The 18,374-nt window shown below is 38.9% G+C and carries 20 protein-coding genes; all 20 read right to left on the bottom strand.

Going from position 1 to position 18,374, the window contains the following annotated elements; genetic code table 11:
* Positions 1-61: 61 nt before the first annotated feature.
* A complete protein-coding gene (locus ISU02_RS20125) occupies positions 62-1,321 on the bottom strand; it encodes an ABC transporter substrate-binding protein (protein WP_194703640.1) in 1,260 nt (419 codons plus the stop codon).
* The gene (gene whiA, locus ISU02_RS20120) at positions 1,318-2,271 is read right to left on the bottom strand and encodes a DNA-binding protein WhiA (RefSeq protein WP_194703639.1); all 954 of its coding nucleotides are present in this window, start codon (positions 2,269-2,271) and stop codon (positions 1,318-1,320) included. Before whiA ends, ISU02_RS20125 begins: the two co-directional genes overlap by 4 nt.
* On the bottom strand, positions 2,271-2,708 hold the full coding sequence (locus ISU02_RS20115) for an NUDIX hydrolase (protein WP_207736446.1): 438 nt from the start codon (positions 2,706-2,708) through the stop codon (positions 2,271-2,273). The genes whiA and ISU02_RS20115 overlap by 1 nt, the downstream gene beginning before the upstream one ends.
* A 173-nt stretch (positions 2,709-2,881) precedes the next feature.
* The gene (locus ISU02_RS20110) at positions 2,882-3,892 is read right to left on the bottom strand and encodes a gluconeogenesis factor YvcK family protein (protein ID WP_194703638.1); all 1,011 of its coding nucleotides are present in this window, start codon (positions 3,890-3,892) and stop codon (positions 2,882-2,884) included.
* A gap of 24 nt (positions 3,893-3,916) precedes the next feature.
* The gene (rapZ, locus tag ISU02_RS20105; protein WP_194703637.1) at positions 3,917-4,768 is read right to left on the bottom strand and encodes an RNase adapter RapZ; all 852 of its coding nucleotides are present in this window, start codon (positions 4,766-4,768) and stop codon (positions 3,917-3,919) included.
* 12 nt (positions 4,769-4,780) lie between these two features.
* Positions 4,781-5,506, bottom strand: a complete 726-nt coding sequence (locus tag ISU02_RS20100; RefSeq protein ID WP_207736444.1) for a PHP domain-containing protein — start codon at positions 5,504-5,506, stop codon at positions 4,781-4,783.
* A gap of 154 nt (positions 5,507-5,660) precedes the next feature.
* On the bottom strand, positions 5,661-5,963 hold the full coding sequence (locus ISU02_RS20095) for a hypothetical protein (protein WP_194703635.1): 303 nt from the start codon (positions 5,961-5,963) through the stop codon (positions 5,661-5,663).
* Between the two features lie 104 nt (positions 5,964-6,067).
* A complete protein-coding gene (locus ISU02_RS24405; protein ID WP_194703634.1) occupies positions 6,068-7,237 on the bottom strand; it encodes a PP2C family protein-serine/threonine phosphatase in 1,170 nt (389 codons plus the stop codon).
* Between the two features lie 14 nt (positions 7,238-7,251).
* Entirely contained in the window at positions 7,252-7,557 is a 306-nt protein-coding gene (locus tag ISU02_RS20085) for an STAS domain-containing protein (protein WP_194703633.1), read from the bottom strand.
* Positions 7,557-7,961, bottom strand: coding sequence for an ATP-binding protein (locus ISU02_RS20080; RefSeq protein ID WP_194703632.1), 405 nt, complete (start codon positions 7,959-7,961; stop codon positions 7,557-7,559). The genes ISU02_RS20085 and ISU02_RS20080 overlap by 1 nt, the downstream gene beginning before the upstream one ends.
* A gap of 30 nt (positions 7,962-7,991) precedes the next feature.
* The gene (locus ISU02_RS20075) at positions 7,992-9,833 is read right to left on the bottom strand and encodes a putative Na+/H+ antiporter (protein ID WP_194703631.1); all 1,842 of its coding nucleotides are present in this window, start codon (positions 9,831-9,833) and stop codon (positions 7,992-7,994) included.
* Positions 9,834-10,094: 261 nt separating this feature from the next.
* Positions 10,095-10,997 carry a UDP-N-acetylmuramate dehydrogenase gene (murB, locus tag ISU02_RS20070; RefSeq protein ID WP_228727901.1) on the bottom strand — a complete coding sequence of 301 codons (903 nt, stop codon included), beginning with the start codon at positions 10,995-10,997 and terminating at the stop codon, positions 10,095-10,097.
* A 126-nt stretch (positions 10,998-11,123) separates the two neighbouring features.
* The gene (panD, locus tag ISU02_RS20065) at positions 11,124-11,513 is read right to left on the bottom strand and encodes an aspartate 1-decarboxylase (protein WP_194703629.1); all 390 of its coding nucleotides are present in this window, start codon (positions 11,511-11,513) and stop codon (positions 11,124-11,126) included.
* An 11-nt stretch (positions 11,514-11,524) separates the two neighbouring features.
* Complete coding sequence (gene panC / locus ISU02_RS20060) at positions 11,525-12,373, bottom strand: pantoate--beta-alanine ligase (protein ID WP_194703628.1); 849 nt, start codon at positions 12,371-12,373, stop codon at positions 11,525-11,527.
* Positions 12,374-12,419: 46 nt separating this feature from the next.
* Complete coding sequence (gene panB, locus ISU02_RS20055; RefSeq protein WP_194703627.1) at positions 12,420-13,250, bottom strand: 3-methyl-2-oxobutanoate hydroxymethyltransferase; 831 nt, start codon at positions 13,248-13,250, stop codon at positions 12,420-12,422.
* Position 13,251: 1 nt separating this feature from the next.
* Complete coding sequence (locus ISU02_RS20050; RefSeq protein WP_194703626.1) at positions 13,252-14,100, bottom strand: Rossmann-like and DUF2520 domain-containing protein; 849 nt, start codon at positions 14,098-14,100, stop codon at positions 13,252-13,254.
* A gap of 265 nt (positions 14,101-14,365) precedes the next feature.
* The gene (locus tag ISU02_RS20045; protein ID WP_194703625.1) at positions 14,366-15,874 is read right to left on the bottom strand and encodes a polysaccharide deacetylase family protein; all 1,509 of its coding nucleotides are present in this window, start codon (positions 15,872-15,874) and stop codon (positions 14,366-14,368) included.
* A complete protein-coding gene (locus ISU02_RS20040) occupies positions 15,871-16,734 on the bottom strand; it encodes a PHP domain-containing protein (protein ID WP_194703624.1) in 864 nt (287 codons plus the stop codon). Before ISU02_RS20040 ends, ISU02_RS20045 begins: the two co-directional genes overlap by 4 nt.
* Positions 16,735-16,757: 23 nt before the next feature.
* A complete protein-coding gene (locus ISU02_RS20035) occupies positions 16,758-17,966 on the bottom strand; it encodes a carboxylate--amine ligase (RefSeq protein WP_194703623.1) in 1,209 nt (402 codons plus the stop codon).
* Between the two features lie 211 nt (positions 17,967-18,177).
* Positions 18,178-18,336, bottom strand: a complete 159-nt coding sequence (locus tag ISU02_RS20030) for a hypothetical protein (protein ID WP_194703622.1) — start codon at positions 18,334-18,336, stop codon at positions 18,178-18,180.
* Between the last annotated feature and the right edge of the window lie 38 nt (positions 18,337-18,374).

Below are 18,374 nucleotides of genomic sequence, written 5' to 3'. Positions count from 1 at the left end.
AGTGCTCATTTGAAGTTGTAAGCCTCTGCCATCACAGCAATACTGCGCAATCATAGCGATCTTATTGGGCTGCCTCCTCAGAGGTTTCTAAAAGCACGTGTGTCTCCCACAACTTAATCATCAAATTTTTATAATATGGGCTCAGCTCCGGAATGCGATACATGAGTATTTCATCTTGTTTAAGTGCTGAGGTTTTAAGTTTTACTTTTTTGATCTCCGCCAATGCTTCTGATGGCACATAACTTGGATCATAAATTGGAAGTTGTCGCCACTTTCGCGTATCGTATTTCGAAGCTTGCATTTCAGGGGACAACATGGCATTTATGACCACCATTGCACCAGATTTATTACTAGAGTTAAAAAGGATTGCCATGTGTGAGACAGGACCAGTAGTCCCTTCATTCATTGCGAACACATCTGCCGATTCAGGATATTCATATGCCTTCAGCATGTCCGTCGCATGATAATAGTCCATACTCATGGAGAAAATAAGATCTTCATTAAAAAATAATTGATCTATCTCAGCAATCGATTTTGGATAAATCTGTCCTGCCATGTAGAGATCTGGTTTAATCGCCGCCAAAGTTTCAAGTGATGGCTTTATAAGCTCATACAACTCCGCTTCAGAATAGAGTTTTTCATTTAACTTTTCAAAGTCAAGAGCTCTAGATAAATAACCGACGACGAAAGCTTCTCCCTCTGGAGAAAGTCTAGGATCAGGATAGATGAACTTGCCTTGAAAGGTTTTAATCAGTTCAAAAAGGCCCTCATAAGTCTCTGGCACTTCATAAAAATAATCTTCATTAAAAATGAAAGAGAGTTGACTTCTGCCAATGGGCACTTCGTATTGTGCCACTTCAATGCCCTCATCATATCTGACTTCAATATCGTATGGGTTTAAATAAAGTTTTACGTTTGGCAACTCGTTCGCAAAGGGACCAAACAAATAGCCTGCATCCATGGCGTCTTTAAAGCCTGTATCATCAAATAGAATGAGGTCATACTGTCCCATTTGAATCTCATTTTTCTGATCGCTCTTTAAATTTTCAAACGTCTTTTCCTGAGATTGTTCTATAATTTTAAGTTCTATATTGTAGGTTAACTTTAAATAATCTGCAAAATCATCTTTAAGCCATTCCAGTTCCGCCTCATTTGCACTGTTCACACACAAAGTCACCGTTGAACTCATACCGCTTTCTTTTACAAGTTCCCAATTTTTAACTGCTGGATCATTGCTCTTACCAAGAGGACTCTCCTGTGAGCAAGCAGTGACCATCAAAACCAAGAACATACAAAGCATCAAAATCATTGTTTTTTTCATATTTTCCCACCTTTAAGCTGCAAGTCCGTTGCAATTTTCATGATTTTTTTCAGTCGATGATTCACACCAGATTTGCCCACTGGTGGGTTCATCAATTCAGAGAGTTCCTTGAGCGATGCCTCTGGATTGTCCATACGCAAATAGGCAACTTCTTGTAATTTTTCAGGCAAGCTCTCTATGCCAACTGTGGCCTCTAAATAATGAATTTGACTCATTTGTTCATAGGCGGCTTCAACCGTCTTATTCATATTCGCTGTTTCACAATTCACCACACGGTTGACATTGTTCCGCATTTGCTTGATAATTCTGACATTCTCATATTCCAGTAAAGTATGGTGCGCTCCAATGATATTTAAAAAATCGACAATCTTCTCGCTCTCTTTGACATAGACGATATAATTTTTCTTTCGCGGCGTCACCTTTGCAGTCAAGTCAAAATGTGTATTTATAAAGGTCACCAATCGATTGGCATAAAAATCATTATGCGTAATCAGCTCTAAATGGTAACTCTTTTCAGGTGCACTCAATGAGCCGCCGCCAAGATAGATGCCTCTGAGATACGCTTTCTTACAACAACTCTTTTTCAAGAGCGCATTGGGCATATCATCATTGATCACCATGCTGCCTTCAGATAAGTTTAAAATCTCTAGATCCAGTAAAATATCATTTGCCTTTTCAATAAAAATTTCATATAAGTGATGTTTGTTGAGAATTTTATTTTCCTTCATAATGACTTCAGTATGAATTTGATATGTCTTTTTAAGCAATATAAAAATAAGTCGTGCCACTGCCGGATTTTCAGTCGTTATTCTCAAATTCATTTTTTGAAATCCACCAAGTTCCAGTGCACCACTTACCCTAATAATACCAGATAATTCTGCACGATTGCAGCATTTACCCTCTGTTCTTATTCTAGCAAGTTCGTTTTTTGATTTAGATGAAAATGACATTACGCACCTTCCATAGATTGTATAATTTCAAGTGCCTTTGTCAAAATATCGCGTTCGTCATCATATTTTGCAAGTTGCACAACGTTATTGACATGTATAAATTTTGAATCGATAAATCCTTCTTCTCTTTGAGGATGTGGTGTTGAGTTCAAAGCCTTCATAAGATACCACACGACATTTTTTTCGATAACATGATTATTAGACCAATAATTTTTAAATCTATATGAAGTTTCCCCTATTGGGCATATGATTTGTGTCTTGATACTCGCTTCTTCACGCACTTCTCTCATGGCTGTTTCTTCTCTGGTTTCATTTTCTTCAATTTTACCCTTTGGGAGTACCCAATCCCCATTTATTTTTTGAAGCATTAAAATACTATTCTTTAAAAAAACAACGCCTCCTGCGCTAAAAACCTTCTTCACCCAATCACCTTCCATCGCGTTTTCTCACCCTCTAGTATATCATAAAGCCCCCAAAAGAAAAATGGGCCAATCACCACAAAAGTAGTACTGCCCATTTTGATAAATCATAACAATCGATTCAAAATTCGTTGTAAATCACACTGTATATCAAGCGCATTATAACTGCCTAAGCCCTCAGATTGCTCTGTTCAGATTGTTTTACTCAAATTGTTTAACTCGGATTTCTTTAAATTGTAGGAGCGTTCCACATAACCTGTAATCTCCTTTGCAATTGCAGGCGCATCATGCCGAATATAGCCCTTTTTAATATCCACAAAATTGCCTTCGATCAAAGTGACATTATGTGTTGAGAGAAGTGCTTTATCACTCTCTTCAAACCTTACAGGTGTCGCTTCCTCTCTTTCGTAGCGTCTAATGGAATCCGTGCTTATATCGCCTGAATTGGCGATCATAAAATCCACATGTGAAAGCGCCGTATGTTTGAATAGGAGTTCTAAATGTTCTCCTGCAGTTAGTGTGTCAGTTTCACCCGGTTGTGTCATGATATTGGCAACATAAAATACAGATGCTTTGGTTTCATTTATGGCCCTTGCAATATCAGGTACCAGCAGATTGGGGATAATACTCGTGTATAGACTTCCAGGGCCCAAAACGATCACATCAGCGGCTTCAATGCGTTTAAGAATCACATCACTTGTGGACGCGTCACTTGGCTCGATCCATATTTTTTCAATTTGTGAACCCCTTTTTAAGACTTCAAGTGGAATGTTGGACTCTCCAATCACAGTTGCCCCGTCATCCAATTTTGCATATAACACGAGATCATCTTCAGAAACGGGATAGACCTCACCTGTAATTGCAAATATATCTGAAATCTTTCGAATTGCGGATTCGAAGTTATCTGAAATGCCCACCATGGCAGCAATCATGAGATTACCAAAATTCTGACCCTTAAGCCGACCTTCTTCAAATCTATACTGAAATAAATCTTGTAAAATAGGTTCTTTATTGGCAAGCGCTAGAATACAGTTTCTCACATCACCTGGGGGCAACATGCCAAGGTCTTCACGTAAAACACCTGAACCGCCACCATCATCTGCCACAGTTACAATTGCCGTTATTGCTGTGGAAATTTCCTTCAATCCCCGTAAGATTATGGATAGGCCTGTGCCCCCTCCAATTGCCACAATATTGAGCATAAATTACCTCGCTTTGATTATTATCTATTTTGCATCTCGATGTACTGTGACGACATTATAACCCTTATTTTTGAAGAATTCACTGAGTGCGTTGGCAAAAGTCACTGAACGATGTTGCCCACCAGTACAGCCCACAGAAATCACAAGTTGACTTCTGCCATCTCTCACAAACATGGGTACAGCGTACTCCAGTAGATCCTTCAAGCGATCAAGATAATCATTGCTTTCTTGGAAGCTCATGACATAGTCTCTCACAGATAGATCGTTTCCCGTCAATGGACGCAATTCTTCAATATAGTACGGATTTGGCAAAAAACGAACATCAAACACATAGTCAGAATCCAATGGAACACCTTTTTTAAATCCAAATGACATCACTGTAACTGCAATCTGCTCTGTCTCATTTTTGATTTCAAGAAATCTCGAAATCTCTTTTTTGAGTTGAGATTGCGTCATATGCCCTGTGTTGATCACAAAGTCAGCATCTTCTTTAAGTGCGGATAATATTTCCTTCTCTCGCTCAATACAGGTTTCAATCCTCGCTGAAGGATCAAGTGGATGGCTTCGACGCGTCTCTTTAAAACGCTTGATCAAAACCTCATCATTGGCTTCAAAATAGAAAATACGATAGTCGTAATTTTTTTGAGTCAAGAGTTTTAGATTGTCTTCTAAATCTTTAAAGAACTTGCCGCCACGGATATCGATCACAAGGGCGATATTGTTAATGCCCTCCGAATTCTGCTCAAGTAACTCAATAAAATTTGGAATAAGAGATGGTGGCAAATTGTCTATGCAGTAATATCCAAAATCTTCAAATACTTTTTTGGCTTGACTTTTCCCTGCGCCAGACTGGCCCGAAATAATAATAAAATTCATTGGAGTCTCCTTTTATTTAAAAGCATTATATATGTCTTCAACTGTTAATCCAGCCGCCAGAGCTCTTTCGATAGATTTGGGGACCAATCCGATTTTTTCTATCTTATGAGCATCACTGCACATGGCAAACTTTACACCGTAATTTTTAGCAATTTCAATTTCCGCCACGGTGAGATGTCCATGTGAATTATTAATTTCAAGCATTGTATGTGTTTGACTTGCCACAGAAGCGACCTCATGAATATCGATAGGGCCTTTTGCGCCTGGATGCGTGATCATGTTAATATCATTATTCGTCATCGCATTGACCATGGCTTTGGTATTTAAAGCCTTTGCTTTTTCATAAAAATACTTGGAGTATTTACTTAAAAGATTGAAAAAATGAATCTTTAGATCATGCCGTAAGTTACTGCCAAAGTGATAACCTGCATTTACCCAATCACACAGTGCACGCATGTCTTCATCCAAGTCAATCATTCCCTCTGTACCCAGTATGTTGGCTTCAATCCCTAGCAAAATACTAATTTGAGGATATTTCTCCTTGAGTAAGTCAATTTCCTTACGTATGAGCCAGTAATCCGTTTTCTTTATCCCATAACCATCGTGCTTTGGCCCATGGTCTGTAATTGCAATTTCTTTGAGGCCCAATTCTACCGCTCGTTGTACAATGGCCTCCAGTTCATTTTTAGAATCTCCGCTATATTTTGAATGCATATGATAATCTGAGTGAATTTGCATGACAACCTCACTTTCGCTCAACATGGATTGATTAAAATTAAAAAACTGTCCTTTATATTATTATATACCATAAAACTCTATTCTATATATAAAAAATCAATTGTCGAAATGTCTCAACAATTGATGGCTTAATAAATCTGTACGGTAGTATCCTTCAACCCCTATTTGCAAAGATGAAAATGAGCGCACTGGAAATAACGGACAACGCAAGCGTCATTCTAAGCAATAAACGATTTAATTGAGCCTTTACGCCACCAAATTTCTCAATAGCAAAAAAAGAAAAAACCACAAAACCATTAAAAAGTGAGATACAATCTAACACACTTATAATATTAAAAAAATACTTGCTTATCAAAAAACCCGATGCAACGAAAATAATCTCGATCAAAGCGATACTCAAAAATATTAGCAAAATCAATCTGAAAATTTGAGAATCATAAAATCGTTCTTTTTTCATTCCGATCACTCCAAGGGTTAAGTCTTATACTTCTATTATGATAGGAGAACCTTATATGAACATGAGAGTCAACTTAAAAATTCATTAAAAATGAGTCTAAAGTCTCATGAAGTCAATTTAATAAGCATCATGGCCACATCATCGTTAAAATCTGTATGGTTGACCTTATGGATCATGTGAAAAGTATAAAAGACTTCATCCAGAAATTCATTTGGATTTGTCATTAATACTGGTATGAACTGATTTGAAACCTTGAAGACCTTTTTCCACTCTGTAAAATCAGAAGACTCTCCCGTACAGAACAAACCATCGGTATAAAGGAAAATCATATCATCCTTCTTTAGGGTTATCTGCTCTGTTTCAAAGTGAACATCCTCCATCATCCCCACAATAAAGCCATTTTGGTGAATCTCTCCAAAAGACTCTGTAAGACTTTGAAATATCATTGGATAGGGCTGACCTGCATTTGCATAATAGAGTTTGCCTTGATCGATTATGCCTACAAATGCCGTAAAGACAAAATAATTGTCTTCTCCAGCAAAATCGAATATCTCAAAAATGGATTGATTCATTTCCTCTATGATTTCATGCGGCATGATATTGGGTTTCAAAATGCTCTTGCGATAGAGTATTTTAACCATGGAAGATGCCATCCCTGCTGCAATGCCATGACCCGTCACATCTGCTACCATAAAGTGTATGCGATCGTCTTGTTCGATGCAATCGAAAAAATCGCCGCCAATCCCCAAAGAAGGGTGGTATTTTATAAACAAATCCACACCACTGAAACTGCCCGATTTAGGCAACATAATGTTGGCAAAAGTATTGGCATTTTTAAGTTCCTCCTGAATCAAACGATTGAGTTCGATGATGGTTCTGCTCTGTTCATATAGTTTAAGCGCATTTTTTGCCTTTAAGGGTAGGATGATATTCATATCATTTGGAGAAAGTGGTTTTGTGAAGTAATCTATGGCACCTTCTTTCAAGGTGTTCTCAATGGAATTGATTTCTGTGATGGCGCTGTTTACAATCACAGGAATGTCTTGATGAATAGGATGCTTTTTTAAAAGTCTCAAAGTTTCATAACCATCCATAACGGGCATGATCAGATCCAATATAATCAAATCTACAGGTGTTCTTTCTACAATTTCAATTACTTCTTTACCATTGACTGCCTCTTCGAAAACAAGGTCTTCAAGGTTTTGTGAGAGCACCTTTTTTACCAACATCCGGTTCATGGTTGCATCATCTGCAATAAGTATGCGATAAGCCACGATGTCACCTCCAATTAATCTATCATTTCAAAAAATTGATCTAACTTCATCAATTTAAACAAACTTATAATATCCTCACTTGCACCCGAAACCTTAAAGGCCTTCTCGTTATTTTTCATCTGCTTAAATAAGCTGATCACGAAAGTCACGCCCACTGAATCGATGTTATCTATTTGTCCTAAATCTAAAATTAGCGACTTAAAGGCTTCATCTGGTGGAATGAGTTCTTTCAAACCTTCATTGAATTTAGGCACATTATTTGCCGTTAGTCCTTCTGTTAATGTAAGTTTAATGCTGCCATCAATTTTTATTTTTTCCATTATAACACCTCCATGTTCAAATCAAATGTCACTTTAACACAATTGTGATCAACTTCAATCTTAAATGCCATTTCGGAAAGAGTTTCGTAACCTCTCTGCCGTTCTCTCAAATTATTTTTAATGTGAAAATCTGGGTTCAGCTTAAACCCATCCCCTTCATCTCTCACTTCGAACTTCAATCCCTCATGGATCAAACTCACTTTAATATCAATCTTTTTATTTAAATCCAAATGGTTCCCATGTTCAGCGGCATTATTGAGAATTTCACGCAACATGAAATTGATCTTAAAGCGAATATGCGCATTAACCATTGGCAACTGATTTCTTATGAGTTTTAAGATTTCGGTCACAGTGGTATCCACTGCATCAAAACTTGAATTAATTGAATTTTCATAGAGAATCATTCAAAACTCCTCTCATCGAATTAAAGTCCGTTAGCCCTTAAGGATAGCAAAGATCAAAGCAGTGATAATGGTTGGCAACAAAGCATATTTGAGTAGTGATCCGCCAGATATGCCCGCTTTAAAAAAATGCTTGAGTATGGATTGTCCTATGGGATTAGGCGAATTCGCAATGACCGTTAACCCACCGCCAGTGAGTGCCCCTGAGACAACAGCATATTTTAGATCATCAGGGAAATTGGTCACCAGAGTGCTCAAATAAGTAATTGCGGCATTGTCATTAAATGCCGTTAAAATTATAGAAGTCAAATTTAGGCCCACCTCTGGTAAACTTACCAATAGCGGTGCAATCCACCACCCTTGAAGTGTTCCGTGAATCATTATGCCTGATAAAAAGAAGGCAACCAACAAAGCCGGCTTAAGATCCAATCTGTTTTGATAATATACAGTCACTTGGTAAAAACCAAGGAAAAATAAAAATCCAGCTAAGAACATCACCGGTTTATGTGCATTGACAACCGTCCAAACCAAGAAAAATACGTGTGTTGCAATGATCCAAACGGGTACGCGATCCTCTCTTTGATCCCATTTAGGGTCCACATAAACGGGTTGTTCCTCTTGTGCTAGGAGTCCTGGAATCGTACGCTTCATTTCCTCTAGCTTTATGCCATCAAATTTCTCATCTATTGCATGATCGATATCATAGAGCTTGCATTCTTCTGGCGTCAATTTTTGAGCAGCCAATTCCTTTATATTTTCCCTCAATATAAGGCTATAGGCATCCAATTCATTTGTGAAAGAAACCCTCTTATCCACAATTTTCTCCAATTGTTCAAAAGAATCTTCAAGTTCTTTTTTACTGATGAATCGATGCTGAATATAGCGTTTATATCTATAGTGATCATAAGCGCCTTTTAAATCCTGTAAATCCTTTCTGAAGAGGAAAAAGTATACACTGGTTGAAATTCCAATCGCAATAAGTGCTTTCCAACCAAACGTCATTACCATAAACGACATGTCCCAATCCCATATGTCTGCCACCATTAAAATAGGCGGAGATGCAAAATTGGACAGGAATCCCCCGATGGAGATATTGACAAATAAGAGACCCAGAGTTGCATATTTTAATCGTTCTGAAGGATTCAAACTGTAAAATTTATCTGCCAAAATCAAAGCAGCTATTGTCATAGCGGCAGGTTCTGTAATAAAAGCGCCCAATATGGCAGGAAATATTAAAATAGTCAGCCACCAAGTTTCAAGCGTACTGCCAAATAATTTTACAATGTGCCACATGATGATTTCAAACAATTTCAGTATGGGGCGGCTCGAGGCGATGGTCATAATCACGATGACAAAAAGTGGTTCCGTATAACTCAACCCCTCTAAGTAAGAAACAAAAGTGTTCCAGTCGTAAAAGAAAGCAATGCTCACAGCAAGCATTACCGCCCAGATCCCAAACACAACTTCAACTTCTCCTAGAAGGTGTAAGATACTGGCTGCAATCGAATAAGAATTTTTTTCTTTAAGCCCCTTTTTAATCTGCTCTTCATAATCATGTTCCAATTGATTGCCCTTTTTATGCAAGCGACTGGTGAGCATCATATGAGCGATTGCCATAAAAAAGATGATTGTCGCCACAAGGTTAAAAGGTGTTTCTACCACTCTATGTTTGACAATTTCCCAATAACTCGTGTAATCCTGATCTTCATAACTCTCTTGAGACCTTGGAAATTCTACAACAGATTCTTCTATATGCCCCCCATCGACATTTAAATTCAGTTGACCATAAGAACTTACACTGAAAATAAAAAATATTAAAATAACTGACAAAATAATGACTTTGGGATTGATTTTTATGATTTTTAACCGTTTCATTCCTTGTCACTCCCTCAAACTCTGTATTCCATAGATTTTATATGCCATAATTGCTGTCTTCTCAAACCCTATATTTATATAAAGATACCCTGCTACGAGCAAATAAATCAAGAGGATTCCTCTAATCTAGATGCAGAAAGAAAACAGGACAAAAAAAGCTGAAAACGTCCCATTTACGGGCTGTTTTCAGCTCTGATCTTCGCTTATTTTTCATTCTTCTGTATTTTCTATTCTTTTCTGTTTTCTATTCTTTTCTGTTTTCTACTCTTTTCCGAATATGCGCACTTCACGTTCGAGTTCAACTTCGAATCGATCCCGTACGACTTTTTGGATGATTTCTATCAGTGTGATCACCTCTTTGCAACTGGCATCACCTGTGTTCACCACAAATCCACAGTGTTTTTCTGAAACCATTGCACAGCCATACTTAAGACCTCTAAGGCCTGAGTCTTCAATGAGTTTACCTGCATAATAGCCTTCCGGTCTTTTAAAAGTACTCCCTGCACTTGGCAAATCCAATGGTTGTTTCGAAACTCTTTTTTCGGTGAGTTCGTTGGTTATGGCTAAAATTTGGTCATAATCACCTTTTTTAAACTTAAGCGCCGCTCTGAGTACCACAAAACCTTTTGCTTTCACAATACTCGTCCTGTAGCCAAATGCCATATCGTGATCTTGAATTTTCAAGATTTCACCATTAGGTGTAAGCACTTCTACCCATTCAATTACATCTTTCATTTCTCCGCCATAGGCACCAGCATTCATAAATATGGCACCCCCTAAGGTTCCGGGAATCCCTGATGCAAATTCAAAACCCTGTAAACTATTTTGAAGACAGATCTTCGAAAGTTTAGAAAGCAACACACCTGCTTCAGCAATTACAATCTCATTTTGAACGTCAACAGCACTAAAAGTATCGCCAATTTTTATAATCAAGCCTTTGATGCCATCATCATCCACTAAAATATTGGATCCGTTGCCCATAATATAATAGGCTATGGATGATGCCTTGCAAAAGGCAATTGTTTGCCTGATATCTTCAATCGATTTAGGCAAGACAATGCAATCCACATAGCCGCCAATTTTAAATGAAGTATGCCCTTTCATCTGTTCATTCAATAAGATCTGCTCTTTGTTTAAAAAATCATTTAACGGTTCAAAATTCATCTCATTCTCCATGTTGAGTGATTTAATCGTGATCTGATTCTGGTTTTAATGCATAGACACGCTCTAGATCAAAACCCTAGATCATTTTAGCATAAATGATCTAGGGTTTCAAATGCTTGTTATTTATTAATAATTCTTAATTTCACCGTGTCTTTCAAAATGGCTCATCTCAACGATTTTATTATTTTCATCTAAGAATACGACATTGGGTTTAAACACCTTAGCCTCATCGCTTTCCATTAGAGCATATGCGATGATAATCACCACATCACCTGGCTGTACAAGTCTTGCAGCCGCACCATTTAAGCAGAACATGCCACTGCCTCTTTCGCCTGCAATCGTATAAGTCTCAAGCCTTGCGCCATTATTGTTGTTGACAATTTGGACTTTTTCACCAGGCAAAATACCTGCTGCCTCTAATAAATCTTCATCTATCGTAATACTGCCCACATAATTTAAATTCGCTTCCGTCACTGTAGCGCGATGAATCTTGCTTTTAAACATAGTTATCCACATGAATTTGCCTCCTAAACCCAAAGTCTAATATTGTCTATTAATCTCGGTTTGCCTATTTTAACAGCCAATGCAATCAGCATATCCCCTTGTAATCTTTGGACACTTTCTAAAGTTGCCGCATCTACGATTGCCACATAATCTATTTCCGCATAGGCAATTTTTTCAATTAGAGCTTTCATCTCGTCTTTAATCTTTTGGGCATCGCGCTCACCTGCTTCAATCATTTGCTCTGCAAGCTTTAACGACTTAAACAGCACCAGAGCATCCTTTCTCTCCGCTTCAGAAAGATAGGCGTTGCGAGAGCTCAGTGCCAAACCATCGGGCTCCCTGACAATAGGACATGGCACTATTTCGAGATCAAAATTGAGTTCTCTCACCATCTTTTCAATTACAGCCACTTGTTGCGCATCTTTCTGACCAAAGAAGGCTTTATTCGGTGCAACCATATTAAAAAGCTTGGATACCACACTTGTGACACCCTTAAAATGCACAGGTCTCGAAGCACCACAAAGCGCTTGAGTGATATGCCCTTCACAATGGACATACGTGCTGTATCCCGATCCATACATCTCTTCCACACTTGGATTAAAGAGCACATCCACGCCTGCATTTTCGCAAAGTGCCGCATCCTTTTCAAAATCTCTTGGATAGCTTTCCAAATCTTCATTTGGCCCAAACTGTGTCGGATTGACAAAGAGACTCACCACGACAAAATCCGTATTTTTTTTAGCTGCTGCCATAAGTGACAGATGCCCTTCGTGTAAAAATCCCATGGTAGGTACAAGCCCTACACTTTTTTGTGCGCTCTTGGCACTTTTAACAACCGCTCTCAGGTCTTCTACTGTATGAACAATTTTCATTTTTTGATCTCCTATACATATTTTTAACGATCTTAGCACCCTGATCTTAGTATAATTTTTCAAGAATGCTTTCATCTATTTTAAAGGTGTGAGCCTCGGTTGGGAACACACCGTCTTTGACTTCATCACAATATGATTTTACAGCTTGCTCAATGACACCGTTTAAAACTGCATATTGTTTCACAAACTTAGGCGTCAACTCCGTATACATTCCTAAAAGATCTTGAATCACCAATACTTGCCCATCACAATCGACGCCTGCACCTATTCCAATCGTTGGAATACTAATGCTTTCACTGATAATCTTTGCAAGTTTAGCGGGAATGCACTCCAGAACAATGGCAAAGCAACCCAACGACTCCAAGAGCTTGGCCTCATCAACCAACTTTTGCGCCTGTGCCTCGGATTTGCCTTGAACTTTAAAACCGCCAATGGCATTCACGGATTGTGGCGTCAATCCAAGGTGTCCCATAATAGGAATTTGAGCATTGATAATGCCTTCAATTTTATCTTTAATTTGAGAGCCACCCTCTAATTTAACTGCATGCGCGCCGGCTTCCTGAATGAGCCTACCTGCATTTCGTATGGCGTCTTCAACACTCACATGGTATGACATAAAGGGCATATCTGCAACAACCATTGCATTTTTAGTCCCTCTGACAACTGCTTTCGTATGATGAATCATATCTGCCATAGTCACAGATAACGTATCTTCATAACCCAACATGGTCATGCCCAGTGAATCCCCCACCAGTAGGCAATCCACGCCTCCTTGGTCTAAAAGCTTCGCTGTAGAATAATCGTACGCAGTTAAAATGGTGATTTTCTCTTTCTTTAGTTTCTTCTTTAAAAAAGTGGACGTCGTTACTTTTGACATATTATTCCTCCTCTAAAAGATGTCTGAGTGCCAGCACATTTTCTGTGTTCATCCCCTGAGCGAGCGCCAACTTAAGCGTCTCTCTGCCAAGATGTTTATAGAGTGCTTCAGCCTCATGATCCATTGCGTGTAGGTGTGCTTTGACGGTTTGATAATCGCCTCTTACAATTGGTCCTGTCAATGCTTTTTCAGGTCCAAACGTTTCAACGTTCGCCAAAGTCCCTCTAATAAGTGGTAGTAACGCTTTTATGCCTGTGCTCTCCTCAATGCCAATTGCCGCCATCTGAGACAGTCCAAATTGCATCAATGTCACCAGATAATTGGAAACAATCACAGCGGCCAAATGATAGTTGACCTTTTGTGCTTCTGTCAGTTTAATGATGTCATTTCCAACTGCTCTAAAGATATCTTCAAATACTGAGACGGCTTGTTCATCGCCTTCAATGCCAAAAACAGTATTCGGCATTTGTGCAAGTGCCTCTTCAACTTTTGCAAAGGATTGCATCGGATGAATAGAAGCGTATTGGATGCCCTCGCGCCTTTCTAAAATTCTGGCGGATAGTGCACCGCTCATGTGAACGACAAATCTTACTTGCCCTTGGGTTTTGAGGTGACACAATGCTCTAGAAACGCCCTCAATCATTTGGTCTGTTACAGTCAACACGATCATTTCTGAGTCCTGAGCAAGTGATTCTAGTGAATCATAAGCCCTTCCCTGTACTGCAATTGCCGCATTTTCAGCATGAGCATAAGTTCTGCTATAATAGCCGACTACTGGGTATCCATTTTGACTTAGATATCTTCCAAAAGTCTGGCCCACTTTACCTGCCCCAACAAATCCAAATTTCATGATTTAAACATCCTTTCCTTGCTCTAATGACATGCCGCCATATAGCCACTTCATGCCCTGTACTGATCCATTTGTATTTTGGACATACAAAAAGCCCTTTTTGTCAAAGACAAAAAGAGCTATGTTATCATAACCTTTGCTATTTCCGTCCCTGGCATTTCGCTCCGAGCAGAGTTTGTTTATTGGTAAGTTTCGTAAAAAGCGTATAGTCCTTTCGGTACTATCAGTTTCATTATATCATATAACCCGATTATTCTACATTTTTTTATAATAATTTTGCACTTTCAAGAGTTGCCTTTAAAAGTGGTAAAATCTCAACACGTTTGAGCGAGGGGGTTGCCATCTTCATCAGCTCAGAACACAAACGTGCTCTCTCCTGCTGTTGATCTGTATTGAGCTCTACTTGATGTGCCTTCAAAACATGGTCTAGATACTGGATACACCTATGTGCATCCATAGAATCGTCAATATCCCACTGATCCATATATTGACCCAAATAACCTTGTTTTTTCGCATATTTAAACATCCAATAATAAGGATGGGTTGTTCTCACCTTTACAAAAGCGGCTTCTATCTTATCCACATGCCACTTGGCATAATCAAAATCAACCCTCAATTGCTTGGTTTTAAGTGCTGTAAGTGCCACAAAAAGATCTTTAGGCGTGGTCATAGCCACCAGTTCTCCAAATGTTAAAATGCGCTGAGGTTGAAAACTGTTATTTTTATAAGCCACAATAAACCCTGCATTGATGAGTGTTCTTGCATCTTCAAAATGAGCATGTCCTTCACCATAGTCCTCAAAAGGCGATCTTTTAACAAGTTCACCCACGCCGATTACCTTGTAGCCCTTTTCCTTTAAAATTTGAAGTTGTGGCTCTAAAGCATCTGCAATTGGTGTTTGCAGCGACATATTGCAGCCGTCCTTTTGAAATATAATCTGCCCGTTTAAGGTGTTTGCATCCGCATCAAGGCTTTTTCTCAGCGGTGAAACCATCGCCTCTACATCTTCATTATACTGTCCTTTACTGGGCTTCCAGCCGCCACCATCGAAACTCGCCGCCATATACTGATAACCCATCATTGCATACACATCATACGCATTTAACCCACCTTTGATGCCATCAATATAATGAGGGGGTCTTGAAAAGGTTGCCGTATGATTAAATTGCTCGTGGGCAAAATTGTGAAAAAGCGTCAAATCTTCAAGAACAGACTCCAAAGAAGATAAGGATGTCCTAGAGTCATAGATGAGTCTCATGGGACCAAAGATCACATGTCTACCACCATGATTGGCCATTTCATGACCTCTTTGCAAGACACTTTTACCCAATTCTGGTTGGTTCAGTATGCCTGCAAATTGATCTCTTTCAAAATCAGGATAATGATCATGAGCTGTACCACCCCATTTGGCAGTATGCAATTTGCCACGTTTATCCGGATAATTTTCCTGAGTACCACCAATGCAATCAAAAGTTCCCACAGCATTGTACTTTTCCAGTATCGTCATGAGGGTTTCGGTCAATCCAAGGGAACCAACTCCATTGCTCATATTGTCCATCTGAGATGACGCGCTTGCCAATGTCGCGTTTGACCGTGGTGGATTCGGAGGCAACGCACTTGGCCCATCATCAAAAGTCATGGCACAAACGCGCTCATTCAAGAGTGGATATACACGCTCTATGCGTCTCACCGGCGATAAGTAAATACCCGCCTTGCTTTTCTTGCTCTGTTTAATATATCGATTTATTTTTCTGAGTATTTCAAATACAATCATGAAATTGAGGACTCCTTTAAATTTACTTTATCGGTACACGCTGTGTCATCTGCATTATAGGTCATAATATCGCCCTTCAAAAAACCATCTGGTTTTAAACAGGCAAAACCATAGATGAACACGCCATAGAAGAACTTAAGCAGCTGTTTGGGGATGGCGCTCATCTTTTTCTGCGTCCAAAACTTGTAAACTTGGCTGACCACTTCATACGCAGGATGTCCCCATGCACCATGAACACTCGAATTGTATCGCTGCAACTGTTGTGGATCAAAGGCAGCTTTCTCAACATCGAAATTCACATAACTTCTGCCAATCTCTGACGTCAAGTGCCCATCGCTCCCACCCACAATGGGCAAATTCAACTTTTGGGCGAGCTCCACAGCCTTTGCATTAGCTCTATAATTGCCCTTTACAAAACAAGATCTGCCGTTGAAGACCTCAATGGCATCCACTTGACTTAAAAGCCATTCACTTGGCAACCTGTGCTTCCATCTAAAAGGATGTGCCAAAATAATAGTTGCGCTTTGCTTTTTGGCTTCTGCAATCAGCTCGCGACAGCTGTACCACTTTTGATTTACTTCAAGAATGGACTCAAGAGGTTCTTTTAGACCTATGACGATGATATGACCTTCTTCAGTGGAATATTCGCCAGCTCTGATTACCACAAGTCTTTCGTTTAATGGGCGATTGTGATAGTGCGTCTCCAAATAGGCAGCTAGACGATCCGAACCTTGAATTGTATTGTGATCTAATATGACAACGCCATCAAGTCCACATTGTTCTGCCTTCTGTATAATCTTTTCAAAACTTTGAAAAGAGTCTTCAGAATAAAATGAATGCACATGAAAATCTATCTTCATTACAAATTCCTTTCCAATAAATGCTATTCTCTCTTGGAATGGCCAAGAACAGCATTGCGAATGTACATGATTCCCGGTTGCGGATCTGTCCACCTAAAAAGACCATCTTTTACATTTGGATTTAATAAATCTCTTATGAATATAAATAAAATTGAAGGATTATAGCGATTGCGTTTTAAATAACCTCTAACCGAAAGGATATCTTGAAACAGATATTGCATTTTCGAATGAAGGCGATAACGATTTCGAAATTGTGTAAACCCAAGATGCTTTGTTTTGAGTGCCATAACGGACTTGTAATAGGCAAAGGGCATATCACATCCTGCAATAAGTGAAAGGGGCATACTCCCCCAAAATCTTGGATTGATCTCCATCAGTCTAAGATCTCCTTTTAAATCGCCTTTGAACTCAACCATCGCAAACCCAGTCCATTTGAGTGCCTCCAACAATCTTATGGCATAAGCCACCATGCGCTCATCCCAAATGCTCTCACAAAAAGTACTCGGTCCCCCTGAGACTGGATATTCACGAATACGCCGATGACAAAAAATCTCCACAGGCCTTTGTTTTTGATCAAAGACCACAGATACGCCATACCCAGCGCCTTTAATGTATTCTTGCACTAAGGGTTTTGGTTGTATTTCATGCATCATCGTATAAACATTGACAAATTCCTCTGGTCTGTGAACAATCTTATAGCGCTCATGTGCTTTAAGCGTTAATTTTTCACCTTCTCTATATTTGATCACCACTGGAAATTGAATCCTTTTTGACATTCTAAAAATCGTTTCGTCATCTTGAAGAAACGTTGTATTCGGAAAGGGCACCTTCACCATATTGGCGACCTCTGATAACTTATAAGTATTGTTTGCATTATAATAGGTGTCTTCATCCACGATATTGAATTCATAGTAGGGCAGTAACTTTTCAAAGCTTTTAGTGACCACTGCCATGGATTTGCTCCCAGTAACAATTAAAACAGGCTTTTCACCTGTTCTCGAATAAATATCTTTCCCAATGGTCATTAAACCGTTAATAAAAAGTATTTCATCATCTTTAGGATTAGGCACGATGCGACAGTGCGTTACATATTTTGAGTAAAAACCCAGACGTTCCTGCGGGGAGGAATCTTCAAATTCAACAGCCGTAATGGCAATGCCCTTTTTACCCAACGACCAAATCGCCGTCAAAGTCATTCTATATCTCACATCTGTTATGACAACTTCCCTCATATTGCCTCCTCATTCAAATCACCAAAATTGTATCAAAATGCATACGCTGTGTCAATCTGAAATCAAGGGAAGCACAGAGGTTTCATGTCAATTCTTTCAAGCAAAAATTACGTATAAATATAAAGAGCGTTTTTCAAGGTGAAATACCACTTGAAAAACGCTCTTGTTCTTAATATAAATTAAGTTCTCAAATCATACTTTGAATGCTCAATTAGTGTTCTCTTGTTTTGGTTTCATACATAAGTGAATACTCATAATCAACATCGTGTTCACATGTCTTACACAATCCAAATTTGTTTACCTTTTTTTCATCGCCACATCTCTTACAAAAATCTACTTTAAATTGATTACCTTTTACGACTTCTCTCATATCTGTCACCTCACTATAAAATTATGTTGTAAATGCTT

This window comes from Fusibacter ferrireducens (assembly GCF_015352425.1).
In the GTDB taxonomy this organism is placed as follows: Bacteria; Bacillota; Clostridia; order Peptostreptococcales; family Acidaminobacteraceae; genus Fusibacter_A; species Fusibacter_A ferrireducens.
Note: the sequence above shows the minus strand (reverse complement) of the source record. Positions and strands in the feature narration are given on the sequence as shown.